The 24,089-nt window shown below is 63.2% G+C and carries 30 protein-coding genes; 15 read left to right on the top strand and 15 right to left on the bottom strand.

Annotated elements, in window-relative coordinates; translation table 11 throughout:
* Positions 1 to 33: 33 nt before the first annotated feature.
* Both FJ972_RS06250 and FJ972_RS06245 read right to left on the bottom strand, forming a co-directional pair.
* The gene (locus FJ972_RS06250) at positions 34 to 690 is read right to left on the bottom strand and encodes a glutathione S-transferase family protein (RefSeq protein WP_140517605.1); all 657 of its coding nucleotides are present in this window, start codon (positions 688 to 690) and stop codon (positions 34 to 36) included.
* Positions 691 to 740: 50 nt separating this feature from the next.
* Positions 741 to 1,625 carry an alpha/beta fold hydrolase gene (locus tag FJ972_RS06245; RefSeq protein ID WP_140517604.1) on the bottom strand — a complete coding sequence of 295 codons (885 nt, stop codon included), beginning with the start codon at positions 1,623 to 1,625 and terminating at the stop codon, positions 741 to 743.
* Between the two features lie 89 nt (positions 1,626 to 1,714).
* On the opposite strand from FJ972_RS06245, the gene FJ972_RS06240 reads away from it, so the two are divergent.
* The 3 genes from FJ972_RS06240 (at position 1,715) to FJ972_RS06230 (ending at position 3,167) form a co-directional block, all read left to right on the top strand.
* Positions 1,715 to 2,236, top strand: coding sequence for a winged helix-turn-helix transcriptional regulator (locus FJ972_RS06240; RefSeq protein WP_140525761.1), 522 nt, complete (start codon positions 1,715 to 1,717; stop codon positions 2,234 to 2,236).
* A 76-nt stretch (positions 2,237 to 2,312) separates the two neighbouring features.
* The gene (locus FJ972_RS06235) at positions 2,313 to 2,546 is read left to right on the top strand and encodes a hypothetical protein (protein WP_140500515.1); all 234 of its coding nucleotides are present in this window, start codon (positions 2,313 to 2,315) and stop codon (positions 2,544 to 2,546) included.
* A gap of 189 nt (positions 2,547 to 2,735) precedes the next feature.
* Entirely contained in the window at positions 2,736 to 3,167 is a 432-nt protein-coding gene (locus FJ972_RS06230) for a GlcG/HbpS family heme-binding protein (RefSeq protein ID WP_140525760.1), read from the top strand.
* A 2-nt stretch (positions 3,168 to 3,169) separates the two neighbouring features.
* Here the strand turns inward: FJ972_RS06230 and FJ972_RS06225 are convergent, their stop codons facing one another.
* From FJ972_RS06225 to FJ972_RS06190, 8 genes are all read right to left on the bottom strand, one after another.
* Entirely contained in the window at positions 3,170 to 3,571 is a 402-nt protein-coding gene (locus FJ972_RS06225; RefSeq protein WP_140500511.1) for a hypothetical protein, read from the bottom strand.
* Between the two features lie 180 nt (positions 3,572 to 3,751).
* A complete protein-coding gene (locus tag FJ972_RS06220) occupies positions 3,752 to 4,705 on the bottom strand; it encodes an agmatinase (protein ID WP_140525759.1) in 954 nt (317 codons plus the stop codon).
* A 31-nt stretch (positions 4,706 to 4,736) separates the two neighbouring features.
* On the bottom strand, positions 4,737 to 5,411 hold the full coding sequence (locus FJ972_RS06215; protein ID WP_140658565.1) for an amino acid ABC transporter permease: 675 nt from the start codon (positions 5,409 to 5,411) through the stop codon (positions 4,737 to 4,739).
* On the bottom strand, positions 5,408 to 6,067 hold the full coding sequence (locus FJ972_RS06210) for an amino acid ABC transporter permease (RefSeq protein ID WP_140525757.1): 660 nt from the start codon (positions 6,065 to 6,067) through the stop codon (positions 5,408 to 5,410). The genes FJ972_RS06215 and FJ972_RS06210 overlap by 4 nt, the downstream gene beginning before the upstream one ends.
* Before the next feature lie 101 nt (positions 6,068 to 6,168).
* Positions 6,169 to 7,026 carry a transporter substrate-binding domain-containing protein gene (locus FJ972_RS06205; RefSeq protein WP_140517600.1) on the bottom strand — a complete coding sequence of 286 codons (858 nt, stop codon included), beginning with the start codon at positions 7,024 to 7,026 and terminating at the stop codon, positions 6,169 to 6,171.
* A gap of 2 nt (positions 7,027 to 7,028) precedes the next feature.
* Positions 7,029 to 7,523, bottom strand: coding sequence for an Lrp/AsnC family transcriptional regulator (locus FJ972_RS06200; RefSeq protein WP_140500504.1), 495 nt, complete (start codon positions 7,521 to 7,523; stop codon positions 7,029 to 7,031).
* Positions 7,524 to 7,869: 346 nt separating this feature from the next.
* The gene (rpmF, locus tag FJ972_RS06195) at positions 7,870 to 8,052 is read right to left on the bottom strand and encodes a 50S ribosomal protein L32 (protein WP_008834724.1); all 183 of its coding nucleotides are present in this window, start codon (positions 8,050 to 8,052) and stop codon (positions 7,870 to 7,872) included.
* Positions 8,053 to 8,194: 142 nt separating this feature from the next.
* Positions 8,195 to 8,956 carry a transglycosylase domain-containing protein gene (locus FJ972_RS06190; RefSeq protein ID WP_140500502.1) on the bottom strand — a complete coding sequence of 254 codons (762 nt, stop codon included), beginning with the start codon at positions 8,954 to 8,956 and terminating at the stop codon, positions 8,195 to 8,197.
* 78 nt (positions 8,957 to 9,034) lie between these two features.
* Here FJ972_RS06190 and FJ972_RS06185 point away from each other — a divergent pair, with 78 nt between their 5' ends.
* The 5 genes from FJ972_RS06185 (at position 9,035) to FJ972_RS06165 (ending at position 13,978) form a co-directional block, all read left to right on the top strand.
* Complete coding sequence (locus FJ972_RS06185; RefSeq protein ID WP_140525756.1) at positions 9,035 to 9,952, top strand: polyprenyl synthetase family protein; 918 nt, start codon at positions 9,035 to 9,037, stop codon at positions 9,950 to 9,952.
* Positions 9,953 to 10,022: 70 nt separating this feature from the next.
* Positions 10,023 to 10,778: an SDR family oxidoreductase gene (locus FJ972_RS06180; RefSeq protein WP_140525755.1), complete on the top strand. Its 756-nt coding sequence runs from the start codon at positions 10,023 to 10,025 to the stop codon at positions 10,776 to 10,778.
* Positions 10,779 to 10,985: 207 nt separating this feature from the next.
* On the top strand, positions 10,986 to 11,204 hold the full coding sequence (locus FJ972_RS06175; protein WP_140525754.1) for a hypothetical protein: 219 nt from the start codon (positions 10,986 to 10,988) through the stop codon (positions 11,202 to 11,204).
* A gap of 13 nt (positions 11,205 to 11,217) precedes the next feature.
* Positions 11,218 to 11,460 (top strand): hypothetical protein, encoded by a 243-nt coding sequence (locus FJ972_RS06170; protein WP_140525753.1) that lies wholly within the window; start codon positions 11,218 to 11,220, stop codon positions 11,458 to 11,460.
* A 178-nt stretch (positions 11,461 to 11,638) separates the two neighbouring features.
* A complete protein-coding gene (locus FJ972_RS06165; RefSeq protein ID WP_140525752.1) occupies positions 11,639 to 13,978 on the top strand; it encodes a response regulator in 2,340 nt (779 codons plus the stop codon).
* On the opposite strand, the gene FJ972_RS06160 is transcribed toward FJ972_RS06165, so the two are convergent.
* The 4 genes from FJ972_RS06160 to FJ972_RS06145 form a co-directional block, all read right to left on the bottom strand.
* Entirely contained in the window at positions 13,979 to 14,791 is an 813-nt protein-coding gene (locus FJ972_RS06160) for a Stf0 family sulfotransferase (protein ID WP_224619784.1), read from the bottom strand.
* A gap of 64 nt (positions 14,792 to 14,855) precedes the next feature.
* Positions 14,856 to 15,704, bottom strand: coding sequence for a lytic transglycosylase domain-containing protein (locus FJ972_RS06155; RefSeq protein ID WP_140525751.1), 849 nt, complete (start codon positions 15,702 to 15,704; stop codon positions 14,856 to 14,858).
* Positions 15,705 to 15,709: 5 nt separating this feature from the next.
* Positions 15,710 to 16,960 carry a flavodoxin-dependent (E)-4-hydroxy-3-methylbut-2-enyl-diphosphate synthase gene (gene ispG / locus FJ972_RS06150; protein ID WP_140517596.1) on the bottom strand — a complete coding sequence of 417 codons (1,251 nt, stop codon included), beginning with the start codon at positions 16,958 to 16,960 and terminating at the stop codon, positions 15,710 to 15,712.
* 569 nt (positions 16,961 to 17,529) lie between these two features.
* Positions 17,530 to 17,709, bottom strand: a complete 180-nt coding sequence (locus FJ972_RS06145; RefSeq protein WP_097571999.1) for a YdcH family protein — start codon at positions 17,707 to 17,709, stop codon at positions 17,530 to 17,532.
* 240 nt (positions 17,710 to 17,949) lie between these two features.
* Between FJ972_RS06145 and FJ972_RS06140 the strand changes: the two genes are divergently transcribed.
* Positions 17,950 to 18,153 (top strand): YdcH family protein, encoded by a 204-nt coding sequence (locus FJ972_RS06140; protein ID WP_140500489.1) that lies wholly within the window; start codon positions 17,950 to 17,952, stop codon positions 18,151 to 18,153.
* Positions 18,154 to 18,155: 2 nt separating this feature from the next.
* Here FJ972_RS06140 and FJ972_RS06135 read toward each other — a convergent pair whose 3' ends face one another.
* The gene (locus tag FJ972_RS06135; RefSeq protein WP_140500488.1) at positions 18,156 to 18,950 is read right to left on the bottom strand and encodes an IclR family transcriptional regulator; all 795 of its coding nucleotides are present in this window, start codon (positions 18,948 to 18,950) and stop codon (positions 18,156 to 18,158) included.
* A 129-nt stretch (positions 18,951 to 19,079) separates the two neighbouring features.
* Here FJ972_RS06135 and FJ972_RS06130 point away from each other — a divergent pair, with 129 nt between their 5' ends.
* The 6 genes from FJ972_RS06130 to FJ972_RS06105 all read left to right on the top strand — a co-directional run bounded on the left by FJ972_RS06130 (position 19,080) and on the right by FJ972_RS06105 (position 23,896).
* On the top strand, positions 19,080 to 19,961 hold the full coding sequence (locus FJ972_RS06130) for a transporter substrate-binding domain-containing protein (protein WP_140500486.1): 882 nt from the start codon (positions 19,080 to 19,082) through the stop codon (positions 19,959 to 19,961).
* A gap of 90 nt (positions 19,962 to 20,051) precedes the next feature.
* Positions 20,052 to 20,717, top strand: a complete 666-nt coding sequence (locus tag FJ972_RS06125) for an amino acid ABC transporter permease (protein WP_140500485.1) — start codon at positions 20,052 to 20,054, stop codon at positions 20,715 to 20,717.
* A gap of 1 nt (position 20,718) precedes the next feature.
* Positions 20,719 to 21,369, top strand: coding sequence for an amino acid ABC transporter permease (locus FJ972_RS06120; protein ID WP_140500483.1), 651 nt, complete (start codon positions 20,719 to 20,721; stop codon positions 21,367 to 21,369).
* A gap of 2 nt (positions 21,370 to 21,371) precedes the next feature.
* Entirely contained in the window at positions 21,372 to 22,166 is a 795-nt protein-coding gene (locus FJ972_RS06115; RefSeq protein WP_140525750.1) for an amino acid ABC transporter ATP-binding protein, read from the top strand.
* A gap of 38 nt (positions 22,167 to 22,204) precedes the next feature.
* A complete protein-coding gene (locus tag FJ972_RS06110; RefSeq protein WP_140525749.1) occupies positions 22,205 to 22,666 on the top strand; it encodes a RidA family protein in 462 nt (153 codons plus the stop codon).
* A gap of 24 nt (positions 22,667 to 22,690) precedes the next feature.
* Positions 22,691 to 23,896, top strand: coding sequence for an aminotransferase class V-fold PLP-dependent enzyme (locus tag FJ972_RS06105; protein ID WP_140525748.1), 1,206 nt, complete (start codon positions 22,691 to 22,693; stop codon positions 23,894 to 23,896).
* Positions 23,897 to 24,089: the final 193 nt, after the last annotated feature.

Genomic DNA, 24,089 nt, shown 5'->3' with positions numbered 1-24,089 from the left:
GTTCCTGTTCAAACGACCGGTCACGCACCACGATCAGCCATCATTATAGGGGAAGAGCTTGAAATAGGGCTGCGCCTCCTCAATCACCTGGGCGAAGGCCGGCCGCTGCAACAGCCGGTCATGGTAGCGACTCACGGCAGGATATCTGTCGCCGAATGGCTCGACCTTGTTGGCGTAGAACAGGGCCGGCGAGGCCGCGCAATCGGCCATGGTGAAGGCGTCGCCCACAGCCCAGTTCCTCGACGCCATCTCCTGCTCGATGATCGCATAGGAATTGCGCAACTGGTCGCGCGCCTGTTCGACGCCGAACGGATCGGTCCTACGTTCCGGGCGCAGCCGGTCCCCGACGATCTTCTGCATCGGTTCCTGCACATAGAGATCGTAAAAGCGATCGGCCTGGCGAACCGCGATTGCGAGGTCGATATCGGCGGGGACGAGGTCGACCGGTCCGGGATAGTGCGCGGCCAGATACTCGATGACGAGGGTCGACTCCAGCACGGTGCGGTCGCGCGCATCGTCACGCAAAGCGGGCATCTTGCCCCAGGGCGCTATCTTCAGGAAGGCCGCTCGCGACTGCTCGTCGCCGAGATCGACGATGACGGACGCGAACGGCGTGCCGTTCTCGTAGAGCGCGATCAGCGGCTTCCAGCAAAACGAGGCCAGCGGATGATAGTGAAGCGTCAGGGACATTTTTGCTCACCTGTCTCGGGGTTCACGTCGTCTAGTACCGAAATGTTTACTTAACTATTGCCCAAACTTGTGGCGTCAGGACCGCGCTTTGAGTGCCAATCGGCCCGGATATGAGCAACGATGCCGGTGACGATCACATCCCAATCGTCCGGATGCAGTTCGTGGCCACCGCCTTCAACCCGGAGGAGTTTCGCGCCGGCGACCGCCCCGGCCAGCGCTTCGCCATGCTCGACCGGAAAGATGGGATCGGCCGTACCATGGATTACCAGCAGCGGCGCGTTCATCTCGTGCAGTCGGCCCCTCCATCGATCACTATCGCCCTTGAGCAGGAAATGATTGGTCGCGCTGAGCAGGCCGCCGGAGCGATCATAGTCCCGCTCGATGAAGGCTCTCATGCGGCCCTCGTCGAAGGGATGCGCTGTGCTGGCGATCGCCTTGGCATCTTTGATCATGAAGTCCATGACCTGGCGGCGATCCGACCAGTCAATGTGCGCGCCTTCAGCCGAATGTTTGATATAGGCATCGCTGGTCTGCGGCAGGTTCGAGGTGTCCACTCCCATCGGCGAGCTGCTGATCACGGTCAGCGACGCGACGCGGGACGGATGCTTGAGCACCACGAGCTGCGTGATCATGCCGCCCATCGACATGCCGGCGATATGCGCCTTGTCGAGGCCGTGGCTGTCGAGAACGCCGATCGCATCGTCGGCCATGTCGTCGAACGTGTAGGGCGGCTCTCCCGGCGGATATTTGGTCGAGCGGCCGGTATCTCGATTATCATAGCGGATTACGAACAGTCCCGCGGCGGCGAGTTTCCGGCAAAACGCCTCCGGCCACCACAGCATTGAGGCCATCGCTCCCATGATCAGCAGCAGAGCGGGGTCGGCGGGGTCGCCAAAGGCTTCGGATATGATAGTGGGGCGTCCAGTCTTCGTCATCGCGTGGCCTCCTCATCTGCTTGCATTCTGCAATCGGTTGCACCATAATAAAACCGATACAATAATGCAACCGGTTTTGGAGAAGTCGAATGAACATCGATCGCCGCTCGGGTTGCCCGATCAATCTCTCGCTGGAAGTGTTCGGCGACCGCTGGAGCCTGATCATCCTTCGCGACATGATTTTTGGCGGCAGGCGCCATTTTCGCGAGTTGCTCAACGGGTCGATGGAAGGCATTGCTTCCAACATACTGGCCGACCGGCTGAAGCGGCTGATGGATCTGGGCATGCTGACCAAGGCCGACGATCCTTCGCACAAGCAGAAGGCGATCTACAGCCTGACCGAAATGGCGATCACCCTGGTGCCGATCCTGGCCCATCTCGGCGCCTGGGGCCGCGTCTGGCTGCCGGTCAGCGAGGAATTGTCGATCCGGGCCGAGCTTCTGGAAAAGGGCGGGCCGCCGCTATGGGAGAAATTCATGGATGAGTTGCGCCACGAGCATCTCGGCACGCCCCTCGATGCAGCGTCCGGCCCCTCTGTACGCGCGACCCTGAAGGCCGCCTATGAGGCCGTGCTCGCCAGCAAGGCTCTCGGCGCCAATCCGGCCGCGTGACCAACTATTTTCCCCGTTGAATGGCCGGCTCTGCTACAAGAGGCCGAAAATCACGTCACGAGATTGGAACAGACTCTTGGTTGAGAACTCTAGGGATACTGCCCGCGCGCGCGCCGATCTGCGCTTCAAGAAGCAGGAGGAAGCGGCCACGGTCCGACAGAAGGCGATGGCCGAGTATGTCGCCGAGAGCGATGCCCGCAAGGTCAAGACCGACAAGCTGCGGGCGCTGCGGCTGGCCAAGGAAGCCGAAGACCTTGCCAACGCGCCGGCAGTGCCCGCCAAGAAGCCCGCCCGCGCCAAGAAGAAGTAGCACGCCGCTCCCGGTTGCTTCGTTGCCGGCCCTGAGCCGGTGGCCGTTGACCGCATTTGGTGGATCGCGGCATAGGCGCGATCCGGATCGGCGCGTTCACCCCGCTTTCCACGAAGCAATTTCAACCGGAACCTGGATTGCCTCGTTCGGCTGGCTGCCGATGATATCCGTTTCAAACAGGAGATCGCCATGACCGCACTGCCGCTCGACAAAGCCCTCGAGATCATCGACGCCGCCTTCGCCAAGGGCGCGGAGCTCAAGCTCAGGCCGCTCGGCGTCTCGGTGCTCGACGCCGGCGGCCATCTCGTCGCCTTCCAGCGCCAGGACGGCGCCTCGTTCCTGCGCCCGCAAATGTCCGCCGGCAAGGCTTATGGCGCGCTCGCCATCGGCATGGGCTCGCGCCGCGTCGAGGCCTTCGCCAAGGAGCGCCCGCATCTCATGACCGGCATCTCCGACGTCTCGGGCGGACGCGTGTTGCCGGTCGTGGGCGGCGTGCTGATCCGCGACAAGGCAGGCAGCATCATAGGCGCCGTCGGCATTTCCGGCGACAGCTCGGACAATGACGAAGCCGCCGCCATCACCGGCATCGAGGCCGCCGGCTTCACCGCCGATCCGGGCTAAGGCTAATTCAGGTTGATATCCCTGCTCGCCGACCGCATCGACACCGAGAAGCCGGCGAGCACGTCGAACAGCGCGATGATCATCAGCGTGAAGAAGACCGAGTGCGCGGCGCCCTTGACCAGCAGGAACTCGACCAGGAAGGCCACGAAGACCAGCGTCGACAACAGATGGTCCATGATCGAGGCGTTCGTAGTGCGCGCCGATTTCACGATCTCGACGAAGAGGAAGATGAGCCCGATCAGCACCATAAGGTCGCCGAGCGTCATCGAGAACACCCCGCCGGACATCATGCCGACGGAAAAGACCTCGCTTGCCCAGGGATCGTCACCGCTGCCGAATATTCCGAGCAGCCCGAGATTGTAGAGGACAAAGGGCACGATCAGCAGCGGGACGGCACCGAACATCTGGCGTCTCCATTTGGGGGCACCCCTTTGTAGAGTGCGCAACCGGCACGCCGTCAAGAATTTTCGCAGCACGCCCCAAACACGCTAGAAGACCGAATGCAACAACGATGTCAGCCGGTTGTCCGGCCGACATCTTTGAAATCGAGCCGCGGGATGCGTGACCGCGCACCCCGCTCGCGATCAGCGCTTGAAGTAGCCGGCGCGCACGGCCGCGCCGATGACGTTGAGGATGATATGGCCGGCCGTCATCGAGGTGATCTCGTTGACATCGCGCGCCGGCGCGATCTCGACGATATCCATGCCGACCAGCCTTCCTTTGCCGACCAGCCCCTTGATGAGTTCAATCGTCTGCCGGTAGCTGACGCCGCCCGGCTGTGGCCCCTCGACCGCCGGCATCACCGCCGGATCGAGGCCGTCGGCATCGATGGTGAGATAGTAGCGGCCGCCGTCGGGAATTCGCTTCAGGAGCGCCGCGGTGCCGATGTCCTGCCATTCATTGGTGGTGATGATGTTGGCGCCATAGGCGCGGGCGGCCTCGACCTCCTCGGTGCGCGCGCTGCCCTGGCCGCGAACGCCGACTTGGAAAATGTCCTTGATATGCGTCATTTCCGAGGCCCGGCGGATGGTGCTGGAATAGCCCTCCTTGACCCCGTTGACGTTGTCACGCCAGTCGAGATGGGCATCGAGCTGAACCAGCGTGATCGGACCCTCGCCGTCAAGCGCCCGGAAGATCGGGATCGGAATGCCGTGGTCGCCGCCGATTGTGATCGGCAGTGCGCCCGCGGCGCGGATCTTGCGAATCGCCGCTTCGGCTCTGCCGTAGTGCCCGACATGATCGGCCGCCGCGCCGGGAACATCGCCGACGTCTACCACCTTGATGTCCTTGCCGTCGAAGACTGGCCCACCGATGTCGAAATCATAGCGGTCGAGCGCCTGGCTGATCCGCTGCGAGGCGCGCCGCACCGCGGTCGGCGCATTGGTCTGGTCGTTGATCAGCTCGTCGATCGTGTAGGGATCGCCATAGGGCATGCCGATGATGGCGACATCGGCCTTCAGCGTGTCGAGGTCCTCGACCATCGGGAAGTTCATGAATGTCTGGAAGACATCGCGCGGCGCGGTGGTGAGTTTGGACATGGGGTCTCCTCTGCGTTGAAGCTTTTTTGGATCAGGCGCCACGGCGGGCTGCGAGATGGGGCTGCAGCCTATGCTCCAGGCTGCGCGAGATCGCTGCCACGAAGGCCGTCAGCCCCCAGTACAGCAATGCGATGGCGGTGAAGATCTCCACCGGCGAGAAGGTGCGGCCAATGATGTTCTGGGCCATGTAGGTGAGTTCCGGTACGGTGATCGCCGACAGGATCGCCGATTCCTTGATCAGCGTAATGGTGAGATTGGTGGCCGCGGGCAGGATGTAGCCGAGCACCTGCGGAACCAGTATCTTACGGAAGATAGTCAGGTAGCGCAGCCCCAGCGCGTAGCCGGCCTCGACCTGGCCGTACGAAATCGACTGGATCGCGCCCCTGATGATCTCGGCCGAATAGGCGCTGGCATAGGCTGACAGCGCGCCGATCGAAACGACCACGGGCGAGAGCCTGACACCGAACATCGGCAAGGCGTAGAACAAAAGGAATATCTGGATCAGGAACGGGATATTGCGGAATATTTCGACATAGGCCGAGACGATCGCCGTCGGCACCCGCCCGCCGCGCAGCCGGATAAGCGCCAGCACGGTGCCGAGCGCGAAGCCGAACGGCAATGCGACAGCGCACATCAGCACCGTGTTGCCGAAGCCCTTGGCGAGGATCTGCCAGTTGTCCGCTATGACGGAAAAATCGAAGCTCATGCGCGTGCGCCTCGCGCCTTGAGTTCCAGATGCCTGGTCAGCAGGCTGCATGATAGCAGCACGACGAAATACAGCACCGCCGCGATGCAGAAGGCCTCGACCGGCCGGTAGGTGACGTTCATGATGTTCTGCGCGGTGCGGGTCAGTTCCACCACCGCGATCACCGACAGGATCGAGGATGCCTTCACCAGCATGGTGAACTCGTTGACCATCGGCGGGACAATGGCGCGGAAGAGCTGCGGCAGGATGACCTTGAACCAGGTCACGGCAGGCTTCAGCCCGAGCGCCTTGGCCGCCTCGTACTGGCCGGCGGGAATGCGCGTCAGTCCGGCGCGCAGGATTTCGGCGACGAAGGCCGCGCTGTTGAAGCTGAGCGCCAGCACGCCGGCCAGGAGCGGCGGCAGGTCGATACCGACGAGGCCCGGCAGCACGTAGTAGACCATGAAGATCTGCACGATCAGCGGCGTGCCTCGGATGAAGCTGGTGTAGACCGCGCCGATCCAGCGGATCACGCGCCAGCGCGACCTGCCACATGCGAGCAGGCCGAAGCCGATCAATGTCCCCACCAGAAACCCCAGCGCCGAGACGCTCAGCGTGATGCCGGCGCCGGCCAGGAATTCCGGCAGGAAGGTCAGCGTCTTTGAAAAATGGAACATTTTTCAGCTCGAATGATCCCTGGACGTCCGGGCCATCCGAGACCGGCGCGTCCAATGACTGGAACCACCGGTCCGGCAGCGCCGGGCGCCTGGTTGGGGGCTTAGAGCGCGCCAGGCGGCAGATAACCCTCGTCGGGCGTCTTCATCTCGAACCCGAACCATTTGAGCTGAAGCTCCTTCAGCTTGCCGCTGTCCTTCAAGTCGCCGATTTTGGCGTTGATGAAGGCGCGCAGATCCTTGTCCTCCGGCCGCACCACCCAGGAGAGATAGGAGAATTCGCCGATCGAGCCGACGACCTTGTAGGTATCGGGAACGTTCTTCATCAGAACGGCCGCCGAAGGCGAGGCGATGACGATGGCGTCGACCTGGCCGGAGGCCAGAGCGACATGGGTCTCGGGGAAGGAGGTGAACAGCTTCATCTCGCCGACACCCTTGCCGCCTTTATCCTTGAGCTCCTTGTCATAGGCCTCGATGATGGGCTGCACGGAGGAGGCGAGTTGCGTGGCCACCACCATGCCGTTGATGTCCTCCGGCTTCTTGATGCGCTCCTCGTCGACGCGCACGACGACGACGTTCTCGAACGAACCGGTCGGCCGCGTATAGGCGTATTTCGCCGCCCGCTCGGCGTTGATGCCGGTCGAGGTCGCCATCAGGTCGAACTTCTTGGCCAGCAGCCCTGGCAGCAAGCCTTGGAAAGGCAGGTTGAGCTGGTCGAGCTTCACGCCGAGCTGGCTGACCACATAGTCGAGAATGTCCTTGTTATAGCCGACGATCTGGCCGTCGCGGACGAATTCGAACGGCTCGAACGCGGCCTCGGTTCCGACGAGGATGGTGCCGCGCTGCTTGATTTGGTCGACCAGCCCATCGGCATGGGCGGTGGCAGCGAACGGCAGGAGGAGCGGCGCGGCGGCAAGAAGGGTCAGGACGCGGCGGCGCGAAGCGGAAAGAAACTCACCCATTGTTACCCTCTTTTTTCTTCGGTTTTGCTGTGCTGGTAAGCCCGGCCGCTATGCTTGAAGACGCGACCGATCATGTAGCTCTCGGAATCCTTGATCCCGGGAACGTTGGCCAGTTCACTGACGAGGAAATCGTGCAGGCTGGTCGTGGATGGCAAAGTGAGCTGGATGATGATGTCGAACGGCCCGGTCATGGCGTAGACGCTGTCGACGAACGAGTATTCCGACAGTTTTCGAGCAACGCTGATGATGTGCTCGCGGTCGACGTCGAGCCCGACAATGGCCGCAATGCCGACATCGCTGCGCAAAGGGCGCACGACCGCCTGGATGCAGATATCCGGGTCCTCGAGCACACGGGCCATTTTCCGCCGCACCGTCGCTTCGGTGACGCCGATGCGCTTGGCGATATCCACACTCGACATCCGCCCATCGACTTTGAGTTGGGAAAGGACGGCCTGCTCGGTATCGTCGAGATCACTTGTGCTGACGAAATCCCACATCGAATTCCCAATCTGTGTCGATTTCCGACTATAAATTCAAAAATCGCATAAGAAACCGTCTATGGCAATCCCACAGATTGCGAAAAACACCAGCGACGCTGCCTCCGGCGATTGCCGCGCATCGGGCTCACGGTTCGATCATTGGGAAAAGTCGTGTCGACCGAGTCGAAGGCGATGTGCGGTATGCAATCGGCCATGCCTCGAGGATGCACGATGAGGCGGCGTCCGGGCCGATCGGAGATCAAGGCCTGGAGACGCAGCTACGCTGTCGGTCGTCGGTCCCGCCAGACGCAAAAAGACCGGCCAGCGGCCGGTCTTTTTAGCTCAAACATCAGGAAAGCTGGTCTCAGCTTTCCTTGGGCGTCAGCACCTGGCGGCCGCGATACATGCCGGTCTTCAGGTCGATATGGTGCGGGCGGCGCATTTCGCCGGAGTTCTTGTCCTCGACATAGGTCGGGGCCTTGAGGGCGTCTGCCGAGCGGCGCATGCCGCGCTTGGACGGAGAGGTTTTTCGTTTCGGAACGGCCATGGATATGCTCCACTACATGGTCAAAAGCCCCGCCCGCCCTCGTGAAAGGGCCGTGTCAGGGGCCGGAATCTGAGAAAGTCGGGTGCCTATACACGCCCGGTGCCGTTTTGGCCAGCGCTGCCCGCGAATTTTTTTATGTCGGCTACTGGAGGCAGCCGACATAAGCGCCGGATCGGCCGGCGCGCCGCTCGATCAGGTTGGCCAGCCTCCTCAGCCCCGGCCCGGGCTTGGCCGGGTTGCGGGCGATCGGATTTGGCAAGCTGACGGCAAGCAGCGCGGCCTGACGGCGCGACAGCTGTTTTGCCGAAATACCGAAATGGTGCCGCGCCGCCGCCTCGATGCCGTATATGCCCGGCCCCCACTCGGCGATGTTGAGGTAGATTTCCATGATGCGCCGCTTCGACATCACCGCGTCGAGATACACGGCCAGCGGCAACTCGACCACTTTACGAACCGTGCCCAGCGGACGAGACCACAAAAACAGGTTCTTCACCGTCTGCATGGTGATGGTCGAGGCGCCGCGCGTCCCCTCGCCGGCCAGCGCGTCGTCGACGACACCCCGCAATTCGCCGAGGTCGACGCCGCGATGGAAACAGAACTGTCCGTCCTCCGACATGATCACCGAATTGGCCAGCACCGGTGCCACGTCGTCGATCGACACCCAGCGGCGGTCATAGCCGGAGAAGGTGGCAAGATCCTTCAGCATCAGCGTCGACACCGGATGCACGAAAGACGGCAGATAGAGAAAGGTCAGCACCGTAGGGATAAGCGCCAGCACGGCAGCCACGACGATACCGCGCCGGACCCAGCGTTTGAGAGCACGACGGTTCACGCCACGGGATCTCGTCGCCATGTCCAGCTTTTCGGTTTCATGATCGACGATCGGTTCCGCCAAGTCGCCCAACCCGTGTCTCTCCCTCCCCCGGCATAATGGCGCTTGTCTTCTTGCGCAACGTCTGAGTGTCGGCTACCGGTCCGGGCCATGACGAATGACGATGAAATGGCGTTCGAAACGGCGCTCGTCGCACGGGCCGCCGCCGTCGAGACGTTGCTGCGGCGATTGCTCGACGACCGCGCGCTCACGGGCGAGATCGCGCGGCCCGAGCGCCTTATGGCGGCGATGCGGCACGGCGTGCTCAACGGCGGTAAGCGCCTGCGCCCCTTTCTGGTGATGGAAAGCGCGGCCCTGTTTTCCGCCGACGGCGAAGCGGCACTGCGCGTGGCGGCCGCACTGGAATGCCTGCACTGCTATTCGCTGATCCATGACGACCTGCCGGCGATGGACGACGACGATCTGCGCCGCGGCCAGCCTACCGTGCACAGGGCCTTCGACGAGGCGACTGCCATCCTCGCCGGCGACGCCCTGCTGACGCTTGCCTTCGACATCCTCGCCGACGAGACTACGGCGCTGCCGGCGGAGCGGCGGGCCGCCCTTGTGCTGGCGCTCGCCCGCGCCGCCGGGGCCGGCGGCATGGTCGGCGGCCAGACGCTGGACCTCGAGGCCGAGCGCATCGCGCCGGACGAGGCCGGGATCATCCGGCTGCAGGCGATGAAGACCGGTGCGCTGATCCGCTTTGCCTGCGAGGCGGGCGCGGTCGTCGCCGGCGTGCCTGCCGGGGATCGCGAAAGACTGGCCGAGTTCGGCTCGGCGATCGGGCTTGCCTTCCAGCTTGCCGACGATCTTCTCGATTTGACCGCGGATGCCGCACAGATGGGCAAGGCGACGGGCAAGGACGCCGCCGCCGGCAAGGCAACGCTGGTGGCGCTGCACGGGGAGGCATGGGCACGCGCCCAGTTGCATGGCCTTGTCCATCAGGCGCATGCGCTGCTCGAACCCTATGGCGAGCAGGCCGGCCTGCTGAAGGCAGCCGCGACCTTCGTGGCGACGCGCAACAATTGAGATCGGGGCAGACCCCGAGGCTTGGCGTGAAGGTTTCTGTTTAACGGGCCAATCGGGAGGATCAGGTTCGATGTCGACCAAATTGTTCGATCTCAGCGGGCGCACCGCCCTCGTAACCGGCTCCTCGCAAGGCATAGGCTTCGCCTTGGCCAAGGGTTTGGCCGAAGCCGGCGCCAGGGTGATCCTTAACGGCCGTGACGAGGCAAGGCTCGCCACCGCGATCAGGCAGATTCCCGGAGCGGAAAAGCTGGCCTTCGATGCTACCGATCATGAAGCGGTTCGCTCGGCGGTCGACGGTTTCGAACTGGACGGCGGAGCGATCGACATTTTGGTGAACAATGCCGGCATGCAATTCCGCGCGCCGCTCGAGGAGTTTCCCGCCGATGCGTTCGAGCGCCTGCTGCAGACCAACGTCGCCAGCGTCTTCCATGTCGGCCAGGCCGTGGCGCGCCATATGATCAGGCGCGGCCGCGGCAAGATCATCAACATCGCCAGCGTGCAGACCGCGCTCGCCCGTCCGGGCATCGCGCCCTACACGGCGACGAAAGGCGCGGTCGGCAACCTGACCAAGGGCATGGCTACGGATTGGGCCAAACATGGCCTGCAATGCAATGCCGTTGCACCCGGCTATTTCGATACGCCGCTCAACGCTGCCCTTGTCGCCGACCCTGCGTTCAGCACCTGGCTGCAAAAGCGCACGCCAGCCGGCCGCTGGGGAAAGGTCGAGGAACTGGTCGGCGCCTGCGTCTTCCTGGCCAGCGAGGCCTCCTCTTTCGTAAACGGCCATATTCTCTATGTGGACGGCGGCATCACAGCGTCGATCTGATCCGCCGCGCCGAACAGGCAGGCGCGCCAAATGCTGCCCGATCGATAGCCGGTTGACGCGGAGCTGACATCACTCGTGGCAGCATTCCGCTGTTTGGAGATACGCGGCTGCGGTGGTCTCACTCCCGGCCAGAGCGTTTGGGGACCTTGCGTTTCGGGAACAATTGCACCCGTCGCGACGTTCGGGACCAGAAGCAGGAGGCAACCCATGAACGACAACAAGCATCGCAAACAGCCGAGGCCAAGCGATCGCGACTTGCGCAACGATCCCGGCATCGGCGCATCCAAAGGCACCATCAAGGGTGGCGACATTCTTGACGACGACGAGGAACTCGATGGCGAAAATACCTTTCGGGGCGATGTCGAGAACGACACCACCTCGCAAGGCGGTGTGAACCCCGACCAGACCGGCCGGACGAACAAATAGAGGGAGATATCCCATGACCGGCAAGAAGACCCACGAACAGCAGGTGCAAATCATCGAGGAGCGGGTGAACACCAAGAATGCGGACAAGAATTTCAACGCCGAGGACGAACTGAAGCGGTCGAAGCGGGAAAGAACGGCTCGCCAGCAGGGCCAGTCGCTCCGGGGCGGCGACGTCGATCTGGTCGATGCCGATGACCGTGAAATGCTTCGCGGCTCGAACCAGGAATCCCGGCATCACAAACGGCCCGCGGATTGAAATAATATCCGAAGCTTGACCGTCCCTTGAAGTGGCCGCGGCCCTTCATCTCGGCGCAGCCGGCAGGCTACATGGGAGGCTGCGGGAATCCGAAATTCTCGGTCGCCAGAACGAAATCTTAATGTAAATCAAGCGTAATCCCGACCGTTAAAATAATGCGTATGTGTTGGGGTTGCGCATGCCGGAATATTCTTCCTTCATACGGTCCATCCGGAGCCGTTATCTCTCAGGATTGCTGATCTTCGCGTTGGCTTCGCTGGCGATCATGCTCGCACTTGATCGCGTCAATTCCTTCCGCCACCAGATCGATACACTGAGCAGCAACCTTGTCATCTTTACCCGCGATCTGCGCAACGCGACCAGCTTCGCCGAGACGACGGGAACCGCCTGGCGAGCGGAGACGCGCGATGCGCTGACCGCGTCGGCGCGCGGCCATTCGGAACGCCTGACCAGCGAGATTGGGACGCTTGCGGCCCAGATCGCCGCATTGCGTCCACGCCTGTCGGCAAAGACGATCAACGAGCTCGAATCCGCTTCGGTCAATGGCGACCTGTTCTGGTCTCCGCGCGACATGATTCGAAACTTCAACCTGATGTCGGTGGCGCAGAAGGTCGATGAGTGGAGCTATCGCGAAATCCGCAACCAGAACGACCTGTTTGCCCAGCCGATGCTGGTCCGCGTCCGCACCGCCATGGACGACGAGCGCCATTTGGCCGATGCCTCCAGTGACCGGCTGCTGCTGTGGGCGAGCGGATTGCTGTTCGCGGTGCTCTCCATCGCCGCTTTCTGGATCTTCCGGCCGATGGAGCAAGCCATCCGCCGCGCCTTCGCCGAATCCGCCGAGTCGCTGTTCAAGGCCGAGGCGGCCGACCGCGCCAAATCGGAATTCCTCGCCAATATGAGCCACGAAATCCGCACGCCGATGAATGGCGTGCTCGGCATGGCCGAGCTGCTGGCCAAGACCGAACTGACCGCGCGCCAGAAGACCTTCACCGACGTCATCGTCAAATCCGGCAACGCGCTGCTCACCATCATCAACGACATCCTCGATTTCTCCAAGATCAATGCCGGCCAGCTCACGCTCGACCCGGCGCCGTTCCGCCTTGCCGAGGCGGTCGAGGATGTGGCCACGCTCGTCTCCGCCCATGTCGCAGAAAAGAACCTCGAACTGATCGTGCGCGTCGACCCGCGCCTGCCGGCCTACGTCGTCGGCGACGCCGGGCGGTTCCGCCAGATTGTCACCAACCTGCTCGGCAACGCGGTGAAGTTCACCGAGAAGGGCCATGTGCTGATCGACGTCGGCGGCGAAACCGTCAACGACGTCGTCCAGCTCAAGTTGCGCGTCGAGGACACCGGCATCGGCATCCCGGCCGAAAAGTTGCAGAACGTGTTCGAAAAATTCGCCCAGGTCGACGGCTCCTCGACCCGCCGTCACGAGGGCACCGGCCTTGGTCTCGCCATCGCCGCCCGCCTCGTCGACCTGATGGCCGGCAAGATTGGCGTCGAGAGCGAGATCGGCCGCGGCTCCGTATTCTGGTTCGCGGTGCCCCTGCCCGTGCATCGTGCCGGGGCTCGCGACGAGATCGTGCCGGTCGACGTCACCGGCGCCCGCGTTCTGGTCATCGACGACAATCCGGTCAACCGCGAGATCCTGCTCGAACAGCTCAGGAGCTGGAGCTTCGACTGCGCCGCCGCCGAAAGCGGTGCGGTCGGCCTGGCTTTCCTCGACCGCGCCTGCCAGCTGGGGGCCGCCGTCGATTGCATCATCCTCGATTACCAGATGCCCGGTATGAACGGCGCCGATGTCGCGAAAGCCATCGCCGCCGACAGCCGGCTGTCGGCCATACCGGTCGTGCTCCTGACCTCGGTCGACCAGGTCGATTTCGGCAAGATGATCATTGATTTCGGCATTGCCGCGCACCTGACCAAGCCGGCGCGCTCCGCGGTCCTGCTCGGCACCGTCATCTCGGTCGTCCAGAAAGCCCGCTCGCAGGTCGGCAGGGCGCAGTTCGTTCGCGAACCTGTACCGGCGCTGCCGCAGGCGGCGCCGCCCGCCTTTACCGTCATCCGCGGCCCGGCAATGCCGGCCGTCCCCGTGCCGGAACCGACGGTCGCGCCGAACGGTCCGATCGACATCCTCATCGCCGAGGACAACGAGGTGAACCAGTTGGTGTTCGGCCAGATTCTCAACGGGTTGGGCTTGAGCTATCGCATAGCCGGCAACGGCCGCACGGCGGTCGAGATGTACCGCTCGTTGCGCCCGAGGCTGATCCTGATGGACGTCTCCATGCCGGAGATGAACGGTTACGAGGCGACCCGCGCCATCCGGGCGACGGAGGCCTCGGATGGCAGCCACATTCCGATCATCGGCGTCACCGCGCATGCGCTGAAGGGCGACCGCGACAAGTGCATCGAAGCCGGCATGGACGACTATCTGCCGAAGCCGGTTTCACCCGACCGCCTCGGCGCCAAGATAGGCACCTGGCTCAGCGAAACGGTGGTGGCGAAGACGGCATAGCTATACCGTCGACGCCTCGGACGCCGCATCCAGATGATAACGGCGCATCCAGTCGAGGCTTGTCTCGTCGGCAAGCCTTGCGACGCCGGGTCTTATATCCCCAGCATCCGGTGCCTGAACCCCCAAGGCGTCGCAAACGGACGCCAACGTTGCAACCGGATCGCTCGACAGGCGCTCATAGCCGATCCGCAGCGGGATTACCTCTTGCTCCGCGAACCACATGTTCCAGGCAGTGTCATAACCATCGAGCCCGGCAACCTCATCCTTGATCCGCCCGAAATCATATCGAGGTTCTCCGGGAGGTCCCACCCTTTCCAGTTCGGTGCCATCGGGAGCGACATGCCAAAGGCCGGTTTGCTGCGCCTTGACCAGCGATACGGCCTGCGCAAGCTTGTCCTCGCGTGACAGATGTATGTAGAGAACACGGCCAAAAGCCCTCTCGAAACGAGCTTTATCCGAGACAAGCCCCGGGAAAATCCGGTCGAGTATCGCTGAAAGCTCATCCAGATTCTCTCGCATCAGGCGCAGGCCGAAAATGCCGGTCCCACCCTTGCCGGCGGCGATGGCCGCATTGAGATAGGCGGCATTGAATTCGAGTTCGCCCATCGTGTCGCGGCCGGGCAGCCCCCACTCTTCGGCCCATTCGGGCACGTCCTGCCGCCGATAGAACGAATGAGGATCGCCCGCCGCCTTCGTGGAGGCCAGGAGCTTGCACAGCAAAGTGCTTCCGGTCCTGGGCGTGCCGCAGATAACATATGCGTCGACCATCCTGCGGCCCTCATTGCTCGTTGAAGGCAGGGCAATGCCGGCCAATCCAGGGTCGCCTATAGCCGCGGCCGTCATTTTTATCGCCCCTTCACCCGCAACGACACACCCGCTATCGGTTGCGCACCACCACGCATGCCCCGCCGACACTTTGCAGTTTCTGGCAGATAGCGCCGGCGGCGGCACGGTCGTCGACCCCGATCCTGACCGCGTAGATGCCGCGCCGGCCGATCGGCGTGCGCACCCGGCTGACCACCGGATCATGCCCGCCTAGCAGGGCCGGGAAGCGGCCTCTCACCCTGAGCCACTGGTTGATCGCGGCGCTGCGGCGGAAATTGCCGGCCACCTGGATTCCCCAGGGCTTTATGTTGATGGAAGCCATCGCCACCGTCCGCGACATGATCACCGGGAGCTTACGGCAGGCCGCGACGAAATCGGATTTCGCGTCGAGCGGTCGCACGCTTCCGGCATAGGCGCGGTCGGCGAACTTATCGACCGGCTCGCCCATGATGTCGAAGACATAGCTTTCGGTTTCCATCGGCAGGAAGCCGCCCGAGCCCAGCCAGCGCGAGACCCGGTTTTCGCCGGCATTGTAGGCGGCGGCCGCCAGGCCGAGATTGCCATAGCTGGTCTTCATCTCGGCGAGGTATTTCGCCGAGGCCGGGATCGCCTGGTTGATGTCGAAGGAATTGGCGAGCCCGCGCATCTTGGCGGTCCCCGGCATGAACTGGGCGATTCCTTCGGCGCCAACCGGACTGACGGCGTTGGGATCGAACCGACTTTCCTTCCAGATCAGCCGGGCGAAGAAATCCCTGGGCAGACCGTTCTGGTCGGCATGGGCCTGGATCAGGTTGCAGACCTTGTCGATCAGCCGCTGCTTGGCCGATTGCGGCGGATCGGCCTGGGCCAAGGTGGGCCACCCGCACAGCAGGATCAGCGCCACCGGGAGGAAGCGCAGCATTCGACCTACTCTGCCGCGGCCTTGCCGCGACCAAATCGTTGTTCGATATAGTCGGCGACCATCTTTTCGAAATCCTGCGCGATCGACGGTCCGCGCAGCGTCGCCGCCTTCTTGCCGTCGACGAAAACGGGCGCCGTCGGCGTCTCGCCGGTGCCTGGCAGCGAAATGCCGATATCGGCATGTTTGGACTCGCCCGGGCCGTTGACGATGCAGCCCATCACGGCGACCTTGAGGTTCTCGACCCCTGGGTATTTCTCACGCCACGCCGGCATGTTCTTCCTGAGATCGGCCTGGATGTTCTGGGCCAGTTCCTGGAACACGGTCGAGGTTGTGCGGCCGCAGCCGGGGCAAGCGGCGACGATCGGCACGAATTGCCTGAAGCCCATGGTCTGCAGCAATTCCTGCGACACCTGCACCTCGCGCGTGCGATCGCCGTTCGGCTCCGGCGTCAGCGATATGCGGATGGTGTCGCCGATGCCTTGCTGCAACAGGATGCCCATGGCGGCGGATGAGGCGACGATGCCTTTCGAGCCCATGCCGGCTTCGGTGAGGCCGAGATGCAGCGCATGGTCGGAACGGCTGGCGAGCTCGGTGTAAACGGCTATCAGGTCCTGCACGCCGCTGACCTTGGCCGAGAGGATGATCTTGTCGCGGCCAAGGCCGATCTCCTCGGCCATCTCGGCCGAGAGGATCGCCGACTGCACGATCGCCTCGCGCGTCACTTGCTGTGCAGTTAACGGAAAGCCGCGAGCCTGGTTGTCGTCCATCAGCCGGGTCAGGAGTTCCTGGTCGAGCGAGCCCCAGTTGACGCCGATGCGCACCGGCTTGTCATGTTTGATCGCCATCTCGACGATTGCCGCGAACTGCCGGTCCTTCTTGTCCTTGAAGCCGACATTGCCGGGATTGATGCGGTATTTGGCCAGCGCCTCGGCGCAGGCCGGATGATCGGCCAGGAGCTTGTGACCAATATAGTGGAAGTCGCCGACGATGGGCACGTTGATACCGAGCCGCGCCAGCCGCTCCCGGATGCGCGGCACGGCGGCGGCGCTTTCATCGCGGTCTACGGTGATGCGCACGATCTCGGAGCCGGCGCGATGCAGCGCCGCGACCTGGGCGACCGTCTGGTCGACATCGGCGGTATCCGTATTGGTCATCGACTGCACGACGACGGGAGCACCGCCGCCAACCACCACGCCGCCCACATCGACGCCAACCGAGGTGCGGCGCGGGAAGGGAAAGGAATAATATCCGGTCATGCCGGCAGCCTTTAATCTCTGGAGCGCCGCGCGTCCACTTGGACGCACAAAAGCGCGCTCCGGGCCGATGCGCTGAAGTCCGGGCATGAGGTGGAGGAGCAAAGATGGCTTGTCAATGGCGACAGGTCGCCACTGGCCGCAATCGATGCCGCCGCCGGTTGCTCGGCGCCCGACTTTTATCGCTCGCTTGCGTCGGCCAATCGGCTACCTGGCGATTGGCAGGCCCCATCGCTTTGTCTTTCCCGGAACGAGTCCGTCATTTCGGGGAGGAGCAAGGAGAAGAGCGACGCAGCGCAGTCCCAGAAACCAAGCCCTGACCTCAGAGCGCCGCGGCAAGGCGGAATTCTGCTCCGCTGCACTCTTCGGTCAAGGGTTATGGCATAGATTAAAGGAGGGGCCCGCGCCGAGCTTCGTCCCTGCTCGTCCTGGGACTAGGAAGTCGGAAGGCCTCTGCCTGGTACGAATATCTGTGATGGTCGACCTGAAACCGAAGATCAAAACCACCAGTCCGGCGGCAATTGCCGCCGGCAGGAAAGACCCGAATGGTGAGCGGTTATGTCAGTGGGGCATCAATGCGTCGTGGGTTTGGCCCTCAGTTTTTCAATCTCGTCCTTGATTGCCAGCTTGCGTCGCTTGAGATTCACGATTTCCAGGTCGTCCACCGACGGGTGATTCATCGCGTCATCGAGCTCGCGTTCGATGTCGCCGTGTTTCCGCTGCAACTCATCAAGATGGGATGCAAGAGACATGATTGGTTCTCCCTTTCATGATTTCCTCGATTGCAGCCGCCAAAGGCGCGTCCACCGCAGGCTCGCTCTGTGACGGCACAATGACAGTGTGCCACCTTCGCGCAGCGATGTCGAATGATCCGTGGTAGCATTCCACGACAACGTGAAATGTGATATGGGCTGCGCGCCGGTGGCAGAGAGTGCCACCCCCCGCCCAATCAGGCCCAGCTTTGGGCGCCGCAGACGTGCAGACGGTAGAGAATGTCCGATCAGGAACAGGCCGATATTCGCCTCGAATTTTCCCGGCTGAAGCAGGAACACGCCGATTTCGACGCCGCGATCAATGCGATGATCGCCATGAACTGCGACCCGCTGCAGATCCAGCGCATGAAGAAGAAGAAGCTTGCGCTGAAGGATCGGCTGATGAAGCTGGAAGACAGGATCATCCCGGACATCATCGCCTGACTTCAGGTCCAGGCCGCGATCGAAAGCCGCGCCGCGCGTTCGCGCAACAGGGCCAGGAGTTCGCCTGTCTTCTCCTGCGACGTGTCGATGGGCACCACCAGGCACATCGTCGCCTCGACGGTGCCGGGTGCTGAAAACACCGGCGCGGCGAGGCATTTCGTATAGGCGTCGACGAGCCCCGAAGTGATGCAATAGCCGGTGGCTCGCGCCGTCGCTATGTCGGCGATGAAATCGTCCAGACGCAATCTGCGGCCATCGGGCAGCATAAGGTCGTCTTCCGATATCATGGCTTCGATCCGGGCCTGTTCGAGGCCGGCGAGCAGCAGCCTGCCTGACGCGGTCCAGGGCAGCGGGATCTGCAATCCGGTGGCGGAGCTGATGCGGAACGGCCGGGTGCCCGGGCTCGAGTGGACGATCGTGTAGCGGCCGCTCTGCAGCATGCACAGTTCGGAGGTCTCACCGGTCTCGCGCGACAGGTTGTCGACCTCCTGGCGTCCTCGCCTCAAGAGGTCGTTGCCGCGCACATAATCCATTCCATAGAGATAGAGCTTCTTACCGAAATAGACGCGGTTGCCGTCGCCGGCCATCTCCAGGAGGCCCGCATCGACCAGCGATCGCACCAGTGTGTAGGTGGTCGAACGCGGCGCGTTGACCCCCTTGGCGAGGTCGCCGATACCGATGGCGCGCTGCGTCGAATGAAGGAACTCCAGAATCTCGAGCACCCGGTTGAGGCCCTTCTCCCGAGAGACCGAAATCTTTGCGTCCGCTGAGACCGCCAAGGCGCTGCCATCTTGCATTGTCGATTCCTGATGTTAGTATCTGTCTTGTACAGGATACACTCGTCCCTTGTAAGAGACAATTTCTGTAACGATCCGGGTGCGCGTATTGCCTGTGCGTAGGGGAACACAACACGAAAGGAGGTCGCTGTGGACGACACATCCAAAAGGCGTGATTTTCTGAAACTGGGCATGGCCGGACTGGCAACGGCCGGCGTCATGAGCGCGGCGGCAACGGTCGACGTCCAGAAGGCGGCGGCGCAGGCTGCGCCCGATAGCTTGCTACGCACCGTGCTGGAGCGCGGCAAATTGATTGTCGGCACCGGAAGCACCAATGCGCCATGGCATTTCGAGAACGATGCCGGCGAACTCGTCGGCATGGACATCACCATGGGGCGCATCCTGGCAAAGGGCTTGTTCGATGACCCGGCCAAGGTCGAGTTTGTCATGCAGGACCCGGCGCAGCGCATTCCGAACGTGACGACGAACAAGGTCGACATCACCATCCAGTTCATGACCATGACCGCGCAGCGCTCGCAGCTGATCAACTTCTCCAGGCCCTACTACGTCGAGGGCGTCGCCTTGCTGACTTTGCCCGGCGCCGAGAACAAGACCTTCGACAAGCTGCTTGCCGCAGGCTCCGCGACGCGCGTTTCCATCCTGCAGAATGTCGACGCCGAATCTTCGGTGCATTTTGCCTTGCCGGAGGCGCAGGTGATGCAGATCGATACACAGGCCAACGTGCTGCAGGCATTGGAATCCAAGCGTGCCGATGCCGCTGCCGTCGACCTCTCCACCGTGCGCTGGCTCGCCTCGCGCAATCCGGACAAATACTTCGATGCCGGCAAGAGCTGGTACTCGATGCTTTATGGCGCGGCGCTCCGGCAAGGCGATCTCGATTGGCTGACCTTCGTCAACCAGACCTTCACCATCGCCATGTTCGGCCATGAAACGGCGCTCTATGACGCCGCGTTCAAGGACTATTTCGGGCAGGAGCCGCCGGCGCGCCACCCCGGCTTCCCGGTTATCTGACGTCATCGGCGGAAGGGCGCCGACCCTTCCGCCTTTTTTCCTGGCGACGCGGCCAGCTTTGCGTCACATCGGGAGCACTGAGGCCGACGCATGGGTTATGCGCTCAATTTCAACCTGATCTGGCGGCATTTCGACAAGCTGTGGGGCGGTCTGCTGCTCAGCCTGGAGCTCGCCGTCATCTCGATCGCCATCGGCATCGTCATCGGCCTGGTCCTGGCGGTCTGGTACGTGTCGGCCGGACGCATGGTGCGCGGCATCATTGCCGCCTATGTCGAATTCATCCGAAACGTGCCGCTGATCCTGCTCGTCTATCTCGTCTTCTACGGTCTGCCGACCGTGGTCGACATCGCCTACAGCGCGCAAACCTCGTTCGTCGCCACGCTGGCGCTCTACAGCGGCGCCTATCTGGTCGAGGTGTTCCGCTCCGGTCTCGAAGCGGTGCCGCGCGGCCAGCTAGACGCCGGCAAGGCGATCGGCCTGACGCCTTGGCAAAGGCTGCTCCATGTGCGCCTGCCGACCATGCTGCGCATCACGCTGCCGGCGCTTTCCAACACTTTCATATCGCTGTTCAAGGACACCTCCGTCGCTTCGGTCATCTCGGTGCCCGAACTGACCTTCGGCGCGCAATGGATCAACTTCAACACCTTCCGCATCGTCGAGGTCTATCTCGTCGTGACGGCGATGTATCTGCTGACCGGCTACGCCCTGCTTTACGCGCTCCGGCTCGTCGAACGCTGGTTCAAGGTGGTGCACTAGCATGCTTGGCCAGATCGCCTACGCCTTGCCTTTCCTGGCTCAGGGTTTTGCGCTGACGCTTTGGGTGTCGCTGCTGGTCGTGACGTTCTCGCTCGTCGCCGGTGTCGTCCTTGGCGTCGGCCTGGTCTATGGCCCGGCGCCGGCGCGCTGGGCGGTGCGCATCTTCAGCGACACTATTCGCGGCATACCGATCCTGGTGCTCATCTTCTTCGTTTACTACGGGATGCCGGCCGTCGGGCTTCACCTGCCGTCCTTCTGGGCTGCCGTGCTGGCGCTGACCTTGTTCAAGACAGCCCAGGTCGTCGAATATCTCCGGGGCGCCGTCGGCTCCATCCCGAAGGGACAATCGGAGGCGGCAATGGCGATCGGCCTGACCTTCCGCCAGCGGCTGGCCCATGTCATTTTTCCGCAAGCGTTCAGGCGTTTCCTGCCGCCCTGGATCAATGGCGTCACCGACGCGGTCAAGGGCAGCGCGCTGGTCTCGCTGCTCGGCATCACCGATCTCATGCAGGCCATCAACCAGGTCATCGGCCGCACCTATGAGGCCATGCCGCTCTACATCCTTGGCGCCCTCATCTACTTCGCCGTCAACTATGCGCTTTCGCTTGCCAGCAGGCGGCTGGAGCGGCGTTTCTCCTTCATCCGGGAATAGCAATGTCCACAAGCTCGAACGATGCCCCGGCCCTTCTCGACATCCGCGATGTGTCCAAATCCTTTGGCGCCGTCCAGGTCCTGCGCTCGGTCAGCCTGCGCGTGGCGCGCGGCGAGGTGGTGACGGTCATCGGGCCCTCGGGCAGCGGCAAGACCACGCTGCTGCGCTGCGTCAACTTCCTGGAGAGCTATGACAGCGGGTCCATCCGCATCGACGGCAAGGAGGTCGGCTTCCGAGAAACCGGAGCCCGCCAGCGCCGCAGCGAACGCGACCTTGCCGCGATGCGCGCCGAGACCGGCATGGTGTTCCAGAGCTTCAACCTGTTTCCGCATCTCACCGCCGCCGGCAACATCATGCTCGGCCTCACCAAGGTGCGCGGCAAAAGCACCGTGGAGGCGCGCACGATTGCCGAACACTGGCTCGGCCGCGTCGGTCTTGCCCATAAGGCCGACAGCCTGCCGGCGGAGCTCTCCGGCGGCCAGCAGCAGCGCGTCGGAATTGCGCGCGCCGTGGCCATGGGGCCGAAAATCCTGCTGCTCGACGAGATAACCTCCGCCCTCGATCCGGAACTCGTCGGCGAGGTGCTTGAAGTGGTGCGCAGCCTCGCCGAGGACGGCATGACGATGGTGATGGTCACGCATGAGATGGCCTTTGCCCGCGACGCCTCGAGCCGCATCGTCTTCATGGCCGATGGCGGCGTCGGCGCCGTCGGCCCGCCGAAGGAGATCCTTGCTGCGGACGCCGACAATGAGCGTCTGCGCAATTTCCTGGCGCGCTTCCGCGCCTCGCACTTCTGACATCGGATGGTTGACACCATCCCAAGGAGCCTTCTTCCATGACGCCTTACACCAGGCTCGCCGAACTCGGCCTCACATTGCCCGAGCCGCCGACGCCCATCGCCAACTTCGTTACCCATGCCGAGAGCGGCCGGCTGATCTTCCTGTCCGGCCAGGGACCGCTGCGGGCCGACGGCTCGCTCTGCACCGGGAAGGTGGGCGAGGATGTGACGGTGGAGGAGGCTTATCAGCATGCCCGCCTCACCGGCCTCAACCTGCTTGCCGTCATGCATGCTGCCGCCGGCGATCTCGGCCGCATCGTGCGCGTCGTCAAGCTGCTCGGCTTCGTCAACGCCACGCCGACCTTCAGCGACCACCCCAAAGTGGTGAATGGCTGCTCCGATCTTTTCGCCGACGTTTTCGCCACGATCGGCGGGCATGCCCGCTCGGCGATCGGCGTCGGCTCCTTGCCGGGAAACATCACCGTCGAAATCGAAGCGGTCGTCGAGATCGCTGCCTGATCTGTCATCCACGGGATTGCTCACATGAAAACATATTCAGACACCGGCTCCAACACCACGATCCGCGAACGGCTCGGCCTTCGCCCGATCATCAACGTCTCCGGCACGATGACGGCGCTCGGCGCGTCGATCATCGTGCCTGAAGCGATCAGCGCCATGTCGGAAATGGCATCGCAATGGGTGGAAATGGACGATCTGCAGCGCGCCGCAAGCGCCGTCGTCGCGCGCCTCACCGGTGGCGAGGCCGGCTTCATCACCGCCTGCTGTGCCAGCGGCATCACCATGGCGATCGCCGGCGCGATGACGGAAACCAACCTGCTCGCCATCGAACGCCTGCCGGACGACACCGGCGACCTCAAGTCGGAGGTGATCATCCAGCTTGGCCACATCGTCAACTACGGCGCCCCGATCGACCAGTCGGTCCGCGTCGCCGGCGCCAAGGTGGTGCCCGCCGGCACGGTCAGCGTCACGCAGGACTATCATGTGCGCGACGCGATCAACGAGCGAACGGCGGCAGGGCTCTATGTCGTCGCGCATCACACGGTTCAATACGGCATGCTGTCGCTGGAGGAGTTCTGCGAAATCTGCCACGCCAGGGGCGTGCCGGTGATCGTCGACGCGGCTTCCGAATATGACCTGCGCGGCTTCCTGGCGCGTGGCGCCGACATCGTCATCTACAGCGGCCACAAATTCCTGAGCGGCCCGACCAGCGGCATCGTCACCGGACGCAAGGATCTGGTGCGCGCCGCCTATCTGCAGAACCGCGGCGTCGCCCGCGCCATGAAGGTCGGCAAGGAAAGCATCGCCGGCACCATGGCCGCGCTCGAGGCATGGGAGAAGCGCGACCACGCCGGCATCCGCCGGCGCGAAGAGGCCGCCCTCAACCTTTGGAAGGATGCTCTGCAGGGTATCCCGGGCATTGGCGCGGAGATCATTCCCGACCCGACCTCCAACCCGCTCGACCGCCTGCAGGTCTTCGTGCTGCCGGAAAGCCGCTTCACCGCCGCCGGCCTTGCCTCGGCGCTTGCCGGTGGATCGCCGCCCATCATCGTGCGCAATCACGAGGTCGAACGCGGCCATTTCTTCCTCGACCCCTGCAATCTTCATCCCGGAGAGGCGGAAATCGTCGCCGAACGGCTGCGCGCCCTGTTGACCGCGAAGGACCGGCCCGCCGACGCCATGAAGATTGCTCGCAAGGTCTCTTCCGGCGCCTTGCGCTGGCCGGATTGAGCGCCAAGCGGACCAACGAACCCAAAGCACCGGCTGATCACGTGACTGTGAACAGCCGGATGCGTACGCGGCGGGAATAAATCTCGGCCGCAACGGGTCTCCTCGACATAGGCCGCCACAGGCGTTGAGGAGATCCGCATGTCCGTCATCATGAACACGACAGCGAACATGGCCGCGGCGTCGGCCGCCATGT

This window comes from Mesorhizobium sp. B2-1-1 (assembly GCF_006442975.2).
Taxonomy (GTDB): domain Bacteria; phylum Pseudomonadota; class Alphaproteobacteria; order Rhizobiales; family Rhizobiaceae; genus Mesorhizobium.
The sequence above is the reverse complement of the archived record's forward strand: the minus strand, read 5'-3'. Positions and strand labels throughout refer to the sequence as shown.